Genomic DNA, 15,999 nt, shown 5'->3' with positions numbered 1-15,999 from the left:
CTTCCCGTCCGAGACATGAGCCTCCCGACACGCCCTCTCGGGCGATGCGCGGGAGCTTCACGGCGCGGACGGGAAGCTCATGCCCCGGGTCGGCTCGTGCTGCCGGTCAGCAGGTGGCCAGCAGCATCGGGGTCAGCAGCTCGTCGAGGTCGTACAGCGGGGTCTCGCTGCCGCTGTAGTCGCGGGCGTTGACGCCGAGGGTGATCTGACGCTCGCCGTCGGGCGAGGACCAGTTGATGCTCACCGTGCCCAGCGCGCCGCCGTCGTGCCCGTAGAGGTACTCGCCGTCGTTGCACGGGTCCGGGACCCGGTAGACGCCCAGCCCGTACTCGATGGCGCCGCCGAACAAGGGGCCGCGCGGCGTGAGCATGTCCTCGGCGGTCTCCGGCGAGACGAGCCGGCCCGAGAACAGCGCCTCGTTCAGCCGGTTGAGGTCCCGCGTGGTGGCCGTCGCCGCGCCGGCGCCGGCGAACATCGTCGGGTCCCACTCGTCCAGCGATTCCCAGGCCCCCTCGCCGAAGTACGCCGCGCCCACCATGAAGGGGCCGCGGACGCCCGGCTCGGTCGGGTAGTCGGCGTGCCACATCCCGGCGGGCAGGAAGACGCGCCACTTCAGCAGCGTGTCGAGGGGCCACCCGGTCTCCTCCTCCAGCATGAGGCCGAGCAGGACGTAGCCCGCGTTCGAGTAGTTCCCGCCGGTGCCGGGCTCGAACTCCCACGGCGTGGCGTCGATCGTGGTCAGGTGGTCGTCGATGGTGTACCGCTGCTCGAACGCGTCAGCGAAGTCCTCCCACGACTCAGGGTCGGCCACGCGGTCGAGGATCATCTGCTGGATGTGCAGCGACGGAGCCCCGGAGCGGTGGCTCATGAGCTGCTCGACGGTCACGACGCTCCCGACCTCCGTCGGCAGCACACCGGGCAGCACGTCCTCGACCGTCGTGTCGAGCGTCCACGTGCCCCGCTCGACCTCCTGCATCGCGAGCGTGGCCACCATGGTCTTGGTGTTGCTCGCCACGCGGAACCGGTCGTGCGTGGTCGCGCGGTTGTCGCCGCCGAGCTCGCGGAGCCCGGCCGCGCCCGCCCAGCGCACGCCGGGCGCCTCGACGCGGGCGGTGGCACCCAGCGCGCCGTCGGCCACGACGGCGGCGACCGCGTCGTCGAGCGTCTCGTCCACGTCGTCCGACGCCGGACCACCGGGCTCGGCGCTCCGCGCCTGCGGGCCGTCCGTCCGGGCGTCCTGGATCCGCTTCGCCTCGGCGACCGCCTCGCTGATCTCGGCGACGAGCCGCTCCTGCGCGTCTACCTCGCCGGGTCCCGCGGCGGACGACGCCGGAGCCGCCGCGGCCACGCCCGCGACCGGGACCGCCAGGGCCAGCAGGGCCCCGGCGAGCACTCGCGCACTGCGCCGTGAACGGTACGTCTTTCCTGATCGGAACATTTCTCCTCCTTCGCTCGCGACCATCGTCGCCGCGCGCGACGGCGTGCCGCATCCGCCGCCAGGAGGACATCGTGGGAGGAGATCGGCGGAGCGGGAATTCCGCCCCGCGGAGGAGAGGCCCGGCACCATGCGGTTCGTTCCCCGCGGCGCGCGCGAGCGACCGCCGCTCAGTACGCGCCCTTCGCGCTGATCACCGCGCGGACCGTGTCGGCGAGGATGAGCAGGTCGAGCTGCGGCGTCCAGTTCTCGGCGTAGTACACGTCGCACCGCACGGTCTCGTCCCAGGACAGGTCCGACCGGCCCCGGACCTGCCACAGCCCTGTCATCCCCGGCTTGACCAGCAGGCGGCGACGCATCCGCTCCTCGTACTCGGCGGCCTCGTGGGGCAGGGGCGGCCGCGGGCCGACCAGGCTCATGTGGCCGGCCAGGACGTTGAAGAGCTGCGGCAGCTCGTCGAGCGAGTAGCGGCGCAGCACGCGTCCGATCGCGGTCACCCGGGGGTCGTCGCGCATCTTGAACAGCAGGCCCGCGCCGTCGTCCTCCGCCGACAGCGCGGGGAGGAGGCGGTCGGCGTCCGTGCGCATCGTGCGGAGCTTGACCATGGAGAAGATGCGGCCGCCCCGGCCCACGCGCTCGGAGACGTAGAACGGCGGCCCGTGGCTGGTGACGGCGACGGCCAGCGCGAGGATCCCGATCAGCGGCGCCGCCAGCACCGTGAGCACGAGCGCCAGCGACGCGTCCATCACCTGCTTCACGACGTACTTGGGGCCGCTGAACCTCGGCAGGTCCACGTGCAGCAGCGACATGCCCGGCACCGGCGAGACGCTGATCCGCGGCAGCGCGACGTCGGCCAGCTCCGTCGTGAGCATCAGATCGATCCCGCGCTCCTCCAGGGCCCAGCCCAGGCGGCGGACGACGTCGGCGGTGATCTCGTGCGAGCTGCTCACCACCACCGCTCCCGCGCCGACGCGCTCGGCGGCCTCGCCGGCCTGGTCCGGATGGCCGAGCACCGGCACGCCGTCGATCAGCTCGCCGGCCTCGGCCTCGCCGGCGGGGACGCAGGCGCCGACGACGCGAAACCCGTGGTCCGGCGCGTCGGCCATCGTCGCGGCGAGCCGGGAGATCTGGACCCGATGCCCGACGGCGACGACGTCGGTCATGCAGTCGGCACGCTGCTCGCGCAGGCGCAGGATGCGACGGCGCCAGGCGAACCTCGTCGCGAGGAGGCCCGCGACGCCGAGCGGGAACGCCACGAAGACCACGTCGCGCACGCCCGGGAGCATCGCGAGCCAGGCGACGATCGCGACGACGCTGAAGGTCTTCCACGTGGCGCCGAGCACCCGCCGGTACTCGGACATCCCGCCCCCGAAGAGATGCCAGTCGTAGGCCTTGCTCGACGTGAGGGCGAGCAGCCAGGCGACCACCGCGGCCAGGAGCACGGGCACCGCGACGGGGTCGACGTCGCCGGCCGGGCGCACGAGCTGCACGGCACAGGCCGCCACCGCGGCTCCCGCCACCACGAGGGCATCGGTCATCCGGACCAGACCGCGATGCCGCGACTGCCACCGGAGCGGAACGGAGCGGATCCCGTCCGCGGCGGGCATGGCGCTGGGCGTGGTCTGGCCCTGAGATGCTGTGCTGCCGCCGGCCAAGGCTGGGGCCTGGGCGATCACGGCCTCTGTCGTCACGCGTGATTCCCCTCAGATTCTTCGGTGATCGGTGCCTGTCAGGGTTCTCCGGGCGAGTTCTCCGGGCGAAGTACGGGACCCCGATGTTGTCCAGGGCCGAGATCACGGTAAGTCGGAAAGTGCACTCTTGCCTGTCGTTCATCGCAAGTTCACCCGCGATTTCATCCGATATCCCGCGTTTCGTGATGAGCGTGTCGGCGCCTCGTCCAGCACGTCATCCCGGCCTCGACAGGCGTCCGAGAGCGGTCGGATGGCACAGTTCAGACATGACGACGGTCCTCCTTGCCCACGCATCCGCCGAACTGTACGGATCCGACCTGCAGCTGGTCGAGACCGCCACGGCGCTCAGGGAAGCCGGGGCCGAAGTCGTCGTCGCACTTCCGAGGAAGGGGCCGCTCGTCGGGGAACTGCGGGACGCGGGCGCCGACGTCGAGATCGTCGACATGCCGGTGCTGCGCAAGGCCCACCTGAACCCTCGCGGGATCATCGGGCTGTTCCTGCACACCCTGCGGACGACCCCGCGCATGGTAGGCATCGTCCGACGTCATCGGCCACACACGGTTGTGGTGAACACCGTGACCATTCCCGTGTGGCTCGGTGTCTCGCGGCTCGCCGGGGTCGCGCCCGTGTGCCACGTGCACGAGGCGGAGGCGGACGCCGCGCTCCCGGTGCGCGTGGGCCTCAACGCACCGCTCCTGCTCGCCCGGGACGTGGTGGTGAACTCGGCGACGGCGCGCGACGTCGTCGTCGGCGCCGTCCCGGCCCTCCGGCGGCGGACACGGATCGTCTACAACGGCGTCCCGGGGCCCGACGGCGATCGGCCCGTGCCCGACGGCGGTCCCCAGGGCGCGCACGTCGTCCTGGTGGGGCGGCTGTCGCCGCGCAAGGGGACCGACGTCGCGCTGGACGCGGTCGCCCGGCTGCGCGGGGACGGCCGCGACGTACGCCTGACGCTGTGCGGTTCGGTCTTCGCCGGCTACGAGTGGTTCGAGGACGAGCTGCGGGCCCGGGCCTCCCGGCCCGACCTCGCCGGGGCGGTCGACTTCGTCGGGTACGCCGACCCGTGGGTGTGGTTCGCCCGGGCCGACGTCGTCGTGGTCCCCTCCCGCGTCGAACCCTTCGGGAACGTCGCGGTCCAGGCGCTGCGCGCCGAGCGGCCCTTGGTGGCGAGCCGCACGCAGGGCCTGGCCGAGATCGTGCGCGACGGCGAGACCGGGCGGAGCGTCCCGCCCGGCGACCCCGGTGCCCTGGCCGACGCGGTCGCCGAGCTGCTGGACGACCCGGAGAGGGCGGCGAGGCTCGCCGCGGCGGGCCGCAAGGACGCCGAGGAACGGTTCGGCGTGGCCCGCTACCGCACGGAGATGGCCCGCATCATCCTGCCCCGGCGCGGGTAACTCGGTGCCGGGCCGGCTCCGGCCGGCGCAGGCGCATCGGGGTGTGGGGGATGCCGTCCTCGAGGAAGTCCTCGCCGTCCCGGGTGAAGCCGAACGTGGCGTACCAGCCCGCCAGCGGGGCCTGGGCGTCCAGCACGGCGTCGCGGCCGTCGCCGACGGCGTCGATGTGTGCGAGTCCCGCGCGCATGACGTCGTCGGCGAGGCCCTGTCCCCGGGCCGCGCGGTCGAGGCACACGCGGCCGATCCGCCAGACGTCGCCGTCGTCCAGCACGCGCGCGGTGCCGAGGACGGGGCGCCCGGCGTCTCCCGCGGCGCCCGGGAGGCGGCGGTCGGCGTCGTCCACGGGGCCGAGAAGCACCACGTGCGCGGTCGTCGGCTCCAGGTCACGGCCGTCCAGATCCGGGTACGGACAGTCCTGCTCGACCACGAACACGTCCTGGCGCAGCCGCCACAGGTCGTAGGCGACGGCGGGGTCCAGCTTGTCGAACGGCGCGACGATGATCTCCATGCGCCTATTGTCGGCCCGGGAGAACAGCCTCAGACCAGGAAGAGGCCGACGATCCACGTCGTGGCCGCGGCGAGGGCGCCGAGCAGCTGGATGCCGATCGTCATGGCGCTCGCCTGCAGGGCCGCAACGGTCGCGCGCCAGGCGGTCACGCGCTCACGCCGCCGGATCAGCTCCACCAGGAACACCGCGGCGGCGAAGAACAGGAACAGGCCCACGACCGGCACCACGAAGAAACCGATCACGCCCGCGATGCCGCCGATCACGATCGTCGACGTCGGCACCTCGGACCGCTTCATGTGCCCGCCGGCCACGATGTACTGCAGCACCTCGGCCACCACGAGGAACACCGCCGCGATCGCGAAGACCGTCCACGCCACCGGGCCGCCCGTGAGGAACGCCCACACCAGGATCGAGGCGCCCACCAGGATGCTTCCCGGCAGCACCGGGACGACGATCCCGATGAGCCCCACCAGGATCGCGAGTCCGACGAGGGTCTCGGTGATGCCGTCGAAGTTGACGTCCACGGTTCGGTACTTCCTGTCCGTCGGGGAGAGTGACGGGCTTGAGCGTACCGGGAGTTTTGTCCAGAACTCTGCTACAGCAACCGGCGGGCGGCGGCCCAGCGGGTCAGTTCGTACCGGGACGAGAGCTGCAGCTTCCGCAGCACCGCCGACACGTGGGTCTCGACGGTCTTGATCGAGATGAACAGCTCGCTCGCGACCTCCCGGTACGAGTAGCCGCGCGCGATCAGCCGCATCACCTCCTGCTCGCGCTTGGAGAGGCGGTCCAGCTCGTCGTCGGCGACGGCGATGTCGGCGGCGCCCGTGCCGAACGCGTCCAGCACGAAACCGGCGAGGCGTGGCGAGAACACGGCGTCGCCGCCCGCGACGCGGACCACGGCGGCCGACAGCTCCGGGCCCGAGATGTTCTTCGTCACGTAGCCGCGAGCGCCCGCCCGGATGACGGCGACGACGTCCTCGGCGGCGTCGGACACGGACAGCGCGAGGAAGCGCACGGGGACCCCGGTGCCGTTCGGCCGGGCGAGGTCCGCGCAGCGCTGCACGACCTCGGCGCCCCCGCCGCCGTTCCCGCCGGGCAGGTGCACGTCGAGCAGCACGACCGGCGGCCGCTTCTCGTGCACGACGGCGACGGCGGAGTCGACGTCGTCGGCCTCGCCCACGACGGCGACCCGGTCGTCGAGCGAGGCGCGCACCCCGGTGCGGAACATGTGGTGGTCGTCGACGAGCACCACGGGGACGCGGGTGCGGGTCCGGTCGTCGGCGGCGGTCATGGGGTCTCCTCGGTCTTCGTCCCGTTGGTCCTGGTGGCCGGGCCGGCCGCGGCGGGGGATGCGGCGGTGTTCCCGCCGTCCGTCTCCTTCCCGCCGGCCTCCGCCCCGCCGTTCCTGGTGCCGTTCGCCCGGGTCCCGTTGGACCGCGGCCGGTCCGGCTGCTTTCCCTCGCGGGGCACGCGCATTCGCACCTCCGTACCCCACCCAGGCCGACTCTGCACCTCGGCGACGCCGTCGCGCCGTCGGACACGCCCGAGGATCGATTCCCGGACCCCGAACCGGTCGGACGCGATCTCGTCGATGTCGAACCCGTCGCCCCGGTCGCGGACGAACGCCTCCACGGAGTCCTCCCCCACCTCGAGGTAGACGGAGACGGGCGGACGGCCGTGGGTGGCGGCGTTGACGAGGGCCTCGCGCGTGGCCTGGAGCAGGGCGGCGGTGCTCGGGCCGGGGACGCAGTCGCCCACGGCCACGGTGTCGACGGTCAGGGGCGCGAACGCGTCCTCGACCTGGCCCACGAGGTCCCGCAGCTCGGCGGCGAGGGACTCGCCGGGTGAGGGCCGGTCGTCGTACAGCCATTCGCGCAGCTCGCGCTCCTGGGCGCGGGCCATGCGGGAGACGGACTCGGAGTCGTCGGCGCGGGCGCGGATGAGGGCGAGGGTCTGGAGCACGGAGTCGTGCAGGTGGGCGGCGATGTCGGCGCGCTCGGCCTCGCGGGCGCGGGCGGCGCGCTCGTCGCCGAGTTCCCGCACGAGCTTGAGCCACCAGGGCGCGAGCACCAGGATCACGCCCGCGACCACCGCGACCGAGGCGACGGTGGCCTGCACCATCACGGCGACGGGCGCCTCCTGCCCCACCAGCATGAGCACTCCGACCATGGTCAGCAGGATCCCGCCGACCAGCCGCAGCATCCCGGCCCGCGTGCGGGGGGCGCCGCCCAGCCAGCGCCCGCGCGACGTGCCGTCGAGCTGGCTCCAGGCGAGGGCGATGCCGCCCAGCACGATCAGGGCGGGCAGCAGCCAGGAGGCCCAGAGGTCCCAGCCGGCCTGGACGGCGAGCAGCAGTGCCGCGCCGCTGAGCAGCACGACGCCGATGGTGATGTCGCGGGTGTTCAGGCGGGTGACGGGGCCGGAGAGGCGCAGGCGGTCGGTCAGGGAGCCCGGTCCGGCGTCGTCGGCGGTGTCGTTCGTGGTCCCGTCCACGCCGGCCAGGCGCGGTGCGAGCCGAGGGCGGGCGGGGGCGGCGTCGGTCACGGGTTCCGGGCGGCCGGGCGGGACCGTCACCCACCAGAACAGGTAGGCGATGACGCCGGCGCCGTTGAGCAGGGTGGTGAGCACGAAGAGCAGCCGGATCAGCCACGGCGGCACGCCGAGGTGCGCCGCGAGACCCACGGCCACTCCCGCGATCCAGCGGCCCTCGCGGGGGCGGCGCAGGGTGAGGCGGGCGGCCGCAGCAGGCGTGGTGCCGCCGGCGGGGGCGGGTCCTCCGGCCGGCGTGGGGGCCGGCCCGCCGGCAGTCGGTGCTGCTTGGTTCGTCACACCACGATCGTGGCATGCCGTGGGGCCCCTGAGGACCCACGGGCGCGCATCTCAGGGTCCGGAAGACGGCGAACCAGGGTCGGTTCAGGGCAGCACCCGATCCATCTCGCGCGGGCCGTCGGTGAGCATGGAGACATGACCACAGACCCGACCGCAGGCGAGGGGCCGACGCCTTCGGGCGAACCCGAGCCGAGCGCGCAGCAGACCTCGTTCGAGGAGCAGCCCCCACCGCAGCCGCAGCAGCCGCCCGCGGCGCAGCCCCGGCCGGCCGGCTCCGGTTTCTTCGACTCGATCCGCCGCACCGGCCTCTACCGCGCCGACCGGCGCTGGGTCGGCGGCGTCGCGGGCGGCGTGGCCGCCCGTCTGGGCTGGGATCCCCTCCTGGTGCGGGGGCTCTTCGTCATCACGTTCTTCCTCGGCGGCATCGGCCTCATCGCGTACGGCGTGGGCTGGGCGCTGCTGCCGGAGCAGTCCGACGGTCGCATCCATCTGGAGCAGGCGATCCGCGGCAACTTCGACGTCGCGCTCCTCGGCGCGGCCGTGCTGTTCCTCTTCGGATTCGCGTGGGGCGGCCCGTGGGACTGGGGGTTCTACGGTGACTCGGAGTGGATCGCGGCGCTGTTCTGGCTCGCGGTCATCGGCGGGATCGTCTACCTGCTGATCCAGGCCGTCCGGCGGCGTCCCTCGACCGAGGGCCAGCCGCACGCGCAGCCGTACCCGCAGCAGTACGCCGCGCAGCCCTATGCCGGGACGACGGCGGCCGCCGCCCGGTCCGGTCCGGGGACGACGACGGCGACCGCGCCGGCGGGACCGGCCACCGCGCCCGGGTCGGGTCCGACGTCCCCCACCACCAACGGGACCGTCGGGATCGACGACCGCCCGGCCGGGAACGCGCCGCCGGCCGCCGCCCCCTACGGCGGCGCGCCCATCCCGCCGTACGCGGCGAGCCCCACGCCCTCCGCGGGCGCCCCGTACGCGCAGCCGCTCCCCCCGCGCCCGCCCCGCCGTAAGGGTGGCGGCGCCGGGATCGTCGTCGGGCTGATCCTGCTGACCGGGGCGTTGCTCCTGCTCAACGAGCTCGTCCTGGGCAGCCGGATCCCGTACGTACCGACCGGTGAGGCGGGGGTCTGGGCGGCCTGGCTCGGCACCTCGCTGGTGATCGTCGGGATCGCGATCGTCGTCGCCGGCCTGCGCGGTCGCTCGAGCGGCGGCCTGGGGGCACTCGGCATCATCGGCCTGGTCCTGGCCGTCCCCACACTGGGCACGTTGCAGACGGACGTCTCCGAACGGATCGACGAAGGCCGCGCGATCGTCGGCGACGTCTTCGAGTTCGACGGCCGCGTCGACGGCTTCGAGCCCGGCGCCCCGATCAGCGAGGGCACGTTCTCGCCGAACCGGATCGAGGAGGCCGAGCGCGGCTACTCGGTCAGCTGGGGCGACCCCACGATCGACCTGACGGATCTCGATCTGTCCGGCGTCGATCCGGCCGAGCCCGTCCAGGTGCCCATCGCGGTCGGCGCGGGCACGGCGACGGTCGTCGTGCCCGAGGACGCCGCGGTCGAACTCGAGGGCCAGATCGCCGCCGGGGCGCTCGAGTGGCTCGTGGACGGCGACGAGCGCACCTACGGCGGCGGCACACAGCAGCGGGTCGAGATCGCCAGCGACGAGGTCGACGACGACGGAGCCCAGCTCCGCCTGTTCGTCGAGGTCGCTGCGGGCGAGCTCATCATCGAGGAGGAACAGTGAGCGACAACAGACACGAGCCCGATGAGGCCCGAGAGAACGAGAACCGGCCGGAGGGCGTCGGGGAACACCCCGGCACCGGCGAGACCCAGGACGACGTCACCGAGGTGATCGAGAACGGCTCGGCCGCGCGGCCCGACGGTGTCGCGGAGGCCCCGGACAACGCCTCGGTGCCGGAGACCGAGAGGATCGAGATCGGCCAGGACGCCGGCCTGCCGGTCTCCGGCGGTCCGGAAGGCGGGCAGTCGGCCGACGCGGTGGCCGCGGGGCCGCCGCCCGCCGGGGCGGCCGGGACCCAGCCGGTTCCGGCGGGGGCCGCGTACGGCGAGTCCCCGTACGACCGCCCAGGTGCACCGCACGGGTCGGGCGGTCAGGGGGTCCCGCCCGCGACCGCGGTGCCGCCGGTGGGGACCGTGCAGCACCCGAACGTCGCGGCGCGGCAGCCGGCGCCCCCGCAGGGCCCGCGCGTCGGGACGGTCGTGTGGGGACTGGTGGTCCTCGCGATCGGGCTCGGCGTGCTCGCCGCCTCGGCGGGCGCCCGCATCGACGTCAGCCTCGCGGCGATCCTGCTGCTGGGCGGCGCCGGAATCGCCCTGGTGGCAGGCTCGATCGTCTCCAGCTTCCGCCGCCGCGGCGAACCGTAGTCAGGAGAGACCTCACCGAGGCAGTGACCCACCTGGGTCACTGCCTCGGCGCGCCGCCGCACCACCCGTCCGTGGTGGCCGTCCTCCCCCGGCACAGGACGGCGCGGTCGCCGGGACTTCGGGTCCGGCGCGTCAGGACAGCAGCCGCTCCCAGGTGAGCGCCACCACCACGCCCAGGAGCATGTACGGGCCGAACGGCATGTAGGACTTGCGCCCGGCCAGCCGGAACAGCAGGAGCACCACCGCGACGGCGCCGCCCACGACGTAGGGCGCCACCGCCCCCATGACGAACGCGTCCCACCCCCACCAGGCGGTGACCGCGCCGAGGACGCCGGCCAGCTTCACGTCGCCCAGGCCGACCCCGCCCTTGAAGATCAGCCACATCAGCAGGTAGAAGCCGGCGTGCGCGGCGAATCCCAGCGCCGCCCGCAGGAGCGCCTCCCACGCCGGCCCGCCGGTGAACGCGCCGGCCGCCGCGGCCGGCACGAGGAGCGCGCCCACCACGGCCGTCGTCGGGTACACGATCACGTCGGGCAAGCGATGCGTCCGCGCGTCGATCACTCCGAGCGCGGCGCCCGCCACCGCGAGGACCACGACGGCCGGAGTCACCCACGACGGGCCGCTCACCCAGACCGCCCAGGCCACGGCCGGGACGGCGGTCACGAGCGCAGGGCGCGCGAACGGCCGCACCTCCGCGAGGATCCTCGTGGGCAGCGGGTCTGCCGGCGGCGCCGGCCGCACCTCGGACTCAGTCACGAGACGAGCGTAGACATCTCACGGATGCCGTCCAGTCGAGCACGGCCGTCGCGGCGTCAGCGCGCGCCGGCCAGTTCTGCCGCCCGGGCGTACGCCTGCTCCGTCGCCGCGAGGACGCCCGGCCAGTCGTAGGCGGCCAGGCGGGACGCGTCGCGGGACCCGTCCAGCAGTCGCCGTCGCAGGTCGTGGTCCGTCGCGAGCCGGACGAGGGTGCTCGCCAGGGCGTCGTCGTCGGGCACGATCAGGCCGTCGACACCGTCGGACACCCGCTCCGCCAGCCCTGACCCCGCCCGCGCCAGCACCACGAGGCCGGCGGCCTGGGCCTCCAGCGCCGCGATGCCGAACGCCTCGGTCAGCGCGGGGGCGGCGAACACGTGGGCGTCGGCGTAGAGCGCGCGGAGGCCGTCCGCGTCGAGGGCGCCGGGAAGCGAGACGACGCCGGACAGCCCGCGCTCGACGACGAACCGGCGGGCGCGGCCGAGCTCGGCCCCGTCGCCGGCGAGCGTGACGCGGAGGCGGTCGTGTCCCGCGCCGCGAGCGCCCGCGGACAGCTCGTCGTGCGCACGGGCGATCGCGGACAGCAGGGGCAGCATCCGCTTGCGCGGCGCGAACCGTGCCGCCGAGGCCACGTGGAGCCGGTCGCTCCGGAAGTCCGCGACCCGCCACTCCGCGAGGTCCAGCCCGTTCGGCAGCACCACGACCTCACCGCGGTCGCCGACGATCCGCCGCAGCGGCGCCGCCGTCAGCTCGCTCACGGCCGACCACAGCACCGGCCACCGCGACCACCCGGCGATCGCATCGGCGGCCGCGAAGGCGCGCCAGGCGGCTCCCCAGACGCTGTGCACGGTCAGCACGGTGGGAAGCCCGAGCCGGGTGACCGGTCGCAGCGCAGCCTGGACCGTGGGTGCGAGCACACCCATGTGCAGATGGACGACGTCGGGCCGCGCCCCGCTCGCCGCCAGCTCCCGCAACCGCCGCACCACGTGCGTCGTGGAGCGGGGGTGGATCGGCCACCCGCCGGGGATGCGTGCGGCGATACGGTGCACGGTCACGACGGGCTCCTCGACGCCGGAACCCGCTCCGGCGGGCCCGAGGCGCTCGACGGCGGTCGTCACCCCGCGCTCGCCCGGAGCCCTCGGCGTCGTGGTGATCACCTCGACGTCGTGCCCGGCAGCGGCCTGCCGCCCGGCCAGCCGCGCCACCTGCGCCTCGATCCCGCCCATCAACGGCGCGAAGGTATCCACCACATGAACGATCCGCACCCACAGCATCCTCTCAGCGGCCGGGACATGACCGCACCCGCCCCGGCCGAGCGGGGAAGCCCCCGCTCACTCCCACTCGATGGTGCCCGGCGGCTTGCTCGTCACGTCGAGCGTCACCCGGTTGATCTCGCGCACCTCGTTGGTGATGCGGGTCGAGATGACCGACAGGACGTCGTACGGCAGGCGCGTCCAGTCGGCCGTCATCGCGTCCTCGGAGCTCACCGGGCGCAGCACGATCGGGTGGCCGTAGGTGCGGCCGTCGCCCTGCACGCCCACGGACCGCACGTCCGCGAGCAGCACCACCGGGCACTGCCAGATCTCGCCGTCCAGCCCGGCGCGGGTCAGCTCCTCGCGCGCGATCGCGTCGGCGCGGCGCAGGATCTCCAGGTTGTGCTCGGTCACCTCGCCGACGATCCGGATGCCCAGCCCCGGCCCGGGGAACGGCTGCCGGGAGACGATCTCCTCCGGCACGCCGAGCTCGCGCCCCACGGCCCGCACCTCGTCCTTGAACAGCGTCCGCAGCGGCTCGACCAGGGAGAAGGTCAGGTCGTCCGGCAGCCCGCCCACGTTGTGGTGCGACTTGATGTTGGCCGCGCCCTCGCCGCCGCCCGACTCCACGACATCGGGGTACAGCGTGCCCTGCACCAGGAACTTCACTTCCTCGCCGTGCGCGCCGGCCTCGGCGACGATGTCCCGCTGCGCGTCCTCGAACACGCGGATGAACTCCCGCCCGATGATCTTGCGCTTCTGCTCCGGGTCGGTCACGCCGGCGAGCGCCGCCAGGAACCGCTCCTTCTCGTGCCGGATGACGAGGTTCACACCGGTGGCCGCGACGAAGTCGCGCTCGATCTGCTCCACCTCGCCGGCCCGCATCAGGCCGTGGTCCACGTGCACGCAGGTGAGCTGGTCGCCCACGGCCTTCTGCACGAGGGCGGCCGCGACGGCGGAGTCGACCCCGCCGGAGAGGGCGCAGATCACGCGCGCGTCGCCGATCTGGGCGCGGATGGCCTCGACCTGCTCGGCGACGACGTTGCCGGGCGTCCAGTCGGGGGCCAGCCCCGCGCCGTCGTACAGGAAGTGCTCGAGGACGGTCTGGCCGTGCTCGGAGTGCTTGACCTCGGGGTGCCACTGGACGCCGTAGAGGCGCCGCGCGCGGTCCTCGAAGGCCGCGACGGGGGCGCCGGCGCTGGTGGCGAGCACCTCGAAGCCGGGGGGCGCGGCCTGCACGGCGTCGCCGTGGCTCATCCAGGCGGTCTGGTGCGCGGGGGTCCCGGCGAGCAGGACGCCGGCGGCGCACACGTCGACGTCGGTCCCGCCGAACTCGCTGAGTCCGGTCCGGGCGACGTCGCCGCCGAGCGCCTGGGCCATGGCCTGGAAGCCGTAGCAGATGCCCATGACGGGCACGCCGGCGTCGAACAGCTTGGGGTCGACGGCAGGGGCGCCCTCGGCGTAGACCGACGACGGTCCGCCCGACAGGATGATCGCCGCCGGGTCCTTGGCGAGCATCTCGTCGACGGTGGCCGTGTGCGGCACGATCTCCGAGTACACCTTCGCCTCCCGCACACGGCGGGCGATGAGCTGGGCGTACTGGGCGCCGAAGTCGACCACCAGCACCGGGCGGTGCTGGTGCGGTTCGGCGAGAGGCTGGTTCGCGGCGGGCGTCGTCACCCCAAGATTCTAAGAGGTCGCGCGAGTAGGTAACGTCGTCACTGGTGGTGCACCAGTGCGTGCATCGCGAGGCGGAGGAGCGAAGGAAGGGCGGAGCCCTTTCGAGTGACGACAACGCCGCGAGGCGCGTGCTGGGGCGCCGCCTGTGACGACGTTACCTACTCGCGCGACCTCCAAGTGTCCGACGGCGGTGTGCGGGCGCGCGTGCGCGATGCGGGGCACGCGGCGTCCGGCGTCGCGAACGACGATCTCGCGGTCGCGGTGGGGAACCTCGTGGCCGCCTGAGCATCGGCGTCGGCCTACTAGGCTCGCTGTGTGAGCACCGCTGAGCCCGAGAGCCCCGCCGCCCCCTCCTCCGAGGCCGCCGCCACCGCGATCCGCAAGGCGCGCGGCGCGCTGTCGCGATACCGCGTCCTGGCGATCGTGACCGGAGTGATGCTGCTCGTCCTCGTGGTGGAGATGGGCATCAAGTATGTGCTGGGCATGGTCGTGGACGTCGATCCGGTCATGCCGTTCATCGCGTGGGTGCCGTTCGCGCACGGCTGGATCTACGTGGTCTACCTGGTCACGGTGGCGGACCTGTGGTCGAAGATGCGCTGGGGCTTCGGGCGGCTCGCGACGATGGTGCTGGCGGGGGTCGTGCCGGTGATGTCGTTCGTGCTGGAGCGCAAGATCCATGCGGAGGCGGAGGCGAAGCTCGCCGCGCTCGAGGAGCGCTTCGGCGCCTGACGATCGGACGCATCACCCATGTCCGTCACATCCGTCTAATTTCTATCTCAACAACGTAACGATCATTGACCTCGATCGCCAAGATTTGGAAAGATAGTTCCACATGGAACTTCACCCGATCAGGGGGCGGTTATGGGTGAGACGACTTTCCTCTATCTGGCGATCGCGACCGCCGTACTGGCGATCCCGGCGGCCGTCCTGGTCACGATCGCGGCCGTGGCGTCAGGGTTCTCCGGCCTCCTGCGACTCGGCTTCGGGGCCCTCCGCGCGGGCGTGATCCCGGAGCACCGATACGTCCGTGACCACGACATAGACCAGCTCTCCGCGGTCCGGGGCATCGTCGGTGTCGTCCTGCTGACCACGGCGGAGCTGATGCGGTCGAGGGCACTCCCGACCAAGCTCCCGGCTCCGATCCCGGACACGGGGCTGCCGTCCTGGATCGGCATCCTGGCCCATGGAACCCTCTGGGCGGTGAGTTCTCTGGCGGCCGTTGCCCTTTTGATCTCACTTGGTTCACTCTTGATGTATAAGCGGCAGATTCGCTACCCGCCGCCCATGACGCCCGAAGACGGCCGAGCGCGTTCGGTCCTCTCCCCTTTCCTTCCGCTGCGCGCGCCCGCGACGCTCGCCCTCATCAGCATCCTGACCGTCGCCTACGTCATGGTCCTGCCCCCGCTCTGGCCGGAGGGCGGCGCAGAGCTCCCCGAGGCGCAGCCGCCGGAGGTCGGGTCGCTCCTGCTGCTCGCCGTGCTCATGATCCTCGGGATCATCGGGCTGATCCTGCTCGTCGGCGTCGTCGCCGTCGGGCTGCCGCTGGCGGTCACGTTCCACTCCCGCGGCGCCGACGGCCACCCCGCGCTCCCGGCGCTCTGGTCGCTCGCCCTGGCCGGGCTCTACACGGTGCAGCGCGGGCCGGAGTGGTTCACCGTCGCGTCCGACGCCGTGGCCGGCGGCGCCTCCGGCACCCTGCCGGGCGGGGCCACCGGCGAGTATCTCGTCACAGCCGCGATGCCCGGATTCACGGGCACGCTGATCATCGTCGCGATCTCGGTGTGGGAGCTGGCGCGCCTGCACGTCGTGCACGGCATCGACCCGTGGACCCCGACCGCCGTCCTGACGCCGGCACGCGGAGCCGAGACCGACAACCCGCTCGTCGCCGACCCCCAGGCAGTCCCGGACCTGCGGTCGGACAACCCGCGGAAGTCCGGTGCGGCGCGGATTCCCCGCTACCTGCGGAGAAAGCTGTGGCAGGTCGGCCAGACGGTCAAGGGGTAGCGGCGGCGAGCGCTCGTCGGCCGACGCCGAGGGCCCGTCGCCGTGCGACGTCGCGCCGGGCCGGG

General features: G+C 73.4%; 15 protein-coding genes. 6 read left to right on the top strand and 9 right to left on the bottom strand.

All coding sequences use genetic code 11. The features are described 5' to 3' along the window. Positions 1 to 106 precede the first annotated feature (106 nt). Positions 107 to 1,438 (bottom strand): serine hydrolase domain-containing protein, encoded by a 1,332-nt coding sequence (locus IIE03_RS01405; RefSeq protein WP_192860938.1) that lies wholly within the window; start codon positions 1,436 to 1,438, stop codon positions 107 to 109. 167 nt (positions 1,439 to 1,605) lie between these two features. Continuing rightward, complete coding sequence (locus IIE03_RS01400; RefSeq protein WP_318842734.1) at positions 1,606 to 3,126, bottom strand: sugar transferase; 1,521 nt, start codon at positions 3,124 to 3,126, stop codon at positions 1,606 to 1,608. A 266-nt stretch (positions 3,127 to 3,392) separates the two neighbouring features. Between IIE03_RS01400 and IIE03_RS01395 the strand changes: the two genes are divergently transcribed. After that, positions 3,393 to 4,520 carry a glycosyltransferase family 4 protein gene (locus IIE03_RS01395; RefSeq protein WP_192860937.1) on the top strand — a complete coding sequence of 376 codons (1,128 nt, stop codon included), beginning with the start codon at positions 3,393 to 3,395 and terminating at the stop codon, positions 4,518 to 4,520. On the opposite strand, the gene IIE03_RS01390 is transcribed toward IIE03_RS01395, so the two are convergent. From IIE03_RS01390 to IIE03_RS01375, 4 genes are all read right to left on the bottom strand, one after another. Further along, positions 4,498 to 5,028 carry a GNAT family N-acetyltransferase gene (locus IIE03_RS01390; RefSeq protein ID WP_192860936.1) on the bottom strand — a complete coding sequence of 177 codons (531 nt, stop codon included), beginning with the start codon at positions 5,026 to 5,028 and terminating at the stop codon, positions 4,498 to 4,500. The two genes, IIE03_RS01395 and IIE03_RS01390, sit on opposite strands and share 23 nt — an antisense overlap. Before the next feature lie 29 nt (positions 5,029 to 5,057). Further along, positions 5,058 to 5,552 (bottom strand): DUF456 domain-containing protein, encoded by a 495-nt coding sequence (locus IIE03_RS01385; protein WP_318842733.1) that lies wholly within the window; start codon positions 5,550 to 5,552, stop codon positions 5,058 to 5,060. Positions 5,553 to 5,623: 71 nt separating this feature from the next. Continuing rightward, the gene (locus IIE03_RS01380; RefSeq protein WP_192860935.1) at positions 5,624 to 6,319 is read right to left on the bottom strand and encodes a LuxR C-terminal-related transcriptional regulator; all 696 of its coding nucleotides are present in this window, start codon (positions 6,317 to 6,319) and stop codon (positions 5,624 to 5,626) included. Next, a complete protein-coding gene (locus tag IIE03_RS01375; RefSeq protein ID WP_192860934.1) occupies positions 6,316 to 7,857 on the bottom strand; it encodes an ATP-binding protein in 1,542 nt (513 codons plus the stop codon). The genes IIE03_RS01380 and IIE03_RS01375 overlap by 4 nt, the downstream gene beginning before the upstream one ends. Before the next feature lie 135 nt (positions 7,858 to 7,992). Between IIE03_RS01375 and IIE03_RS01370 the strand changes: the two genes are divergently transcribed. Then, positions 7,993 to 9,603, top strand: a complete 1,611-nt coding sequence (locus IIE03_RS01370) for a PspC domain-containing protein (protein ID WP_192860933.1) — start codon at positions 7,993 to 7,995, stop codon at positions 9,601 to 9,603. Further along, a complete protein-coding gene (locus tag IIE03_RS01365) occupies positions 9,600 to 10,244 on the top strand; it encodes a hypothetical protein (protein ID WP_192860932.1) in 645 nt (214 codons plus the stop codon). The genes IIE03_RS01370 and IIE03_RS01365 overlap by 4 nt, the downstream gene beginning before the upstream one ends. 132 nt (positions 10,245 to 10,376) lie before the next feature. Here IIE03_RS01365 and IIE03_RS01360 read toward each other — a convergent pair whose 3' ends face one another. The 3 genes from IIE03_RS01360 to guaA form a co-directional block, all read right to left on the bottom strand. Continuing rightward, positions 10,377 to 11,000 (bottom strand): A24 family peptidase, encoded by a 624-nt coding sequence (locus tag IIE03_RS01360; protein WP_318842732.1) that lies wholly within the window; start codon positions 10,998 to 11,000, stop codon positions 10,377 to 10,379. A 56-nt stretch (positions 11,001 to 11,056) separates the two neighbouring features. Continuing rightward, the gene (locus IIE03_RS01355) at positions 11,057 to 12,262 is read right to left on the bottom strand and encodes a glycosyltransferase family 4 protein (RefSeq protein WP_192860931.1); all 1,206 of its coding nucleotides are present in this window, start codon (positions 12,260 to 12,262) and stop codon (positions 11,057 to 11,059) included. A gap of 66 nt (positions 12,263 to 12,328) precedes the next feature. Further along, positions 12,329 to 13,930, bottom strand: coding sequence for a glutamine-hydrolyzing GMP synthase (gene guaA / locus IIE03_RS01350; RefSeq protein ID WP_318842731.1), 1,602 nt, complete (start codon positions 13,928 to 13,930; stop codon positions 12,329 to 12,331). 105 nt (positions 13,931 to 14,035) lie between these two features. Here guaA and IIE03_RS01345 point away from each other — a divergent pair, with 105 nt between their 5' ends. From IIE03_RS01345 to IIE03_RS01335, 3 genes are all read left to right on the top strand, one after another. After that, positions 14,036 to 14,215: a hypothetical protein gene (locus IIE03_RS01345; RefSeq protein ID WP_192860930.1), complete on the top strand. Its 180-nt coding sequence runs from the start codon at positions 14,036 to 14,038 to the stop codon at positions 14,213 to 14,215. Between the two features lie 30 nt (positions 14,216 to 14,245). Then, positions 14,246 to 14,659 (top strand): DUF3817 domain-containing protein, encoded by a 414-nt coding sequence (locus IIE03_RS01340; protein ID WP_192860929.1) that lies wholly within the window; start codon positions 14,246 to 14,248, stop codon positions 14,657 to 14,659. Positions 14,660 to 14,791: 132 nt separating this feature from the next. Next, positions 14,792 to 15,934, top strand: a complete 1,143-nt coding sequence (locus tag IIE03_RS01335; RefSeq protein ID WP_192860928.1) for a hypothetical protein — start codon at positions 14,792 to 14,794, stop codon at positions 15,932 to 15,934. Positions 15,935 to 15,999: the final 65 nt, after the last annotated feature.

Source organism: Myceligenerans pegani, from assembly GCF_014892515.1.
Lineage (GTDB): Bacteria > Actinomycetota > Actinomycetes > Actinomycetales > Cellulomonadaceae > Myceligenerans > Myceligenerans pegani.
Note: the sequence above shows the minus strand (reverse complement) of the source record. Positions and strands in the feature narration are given on the sequence as shown.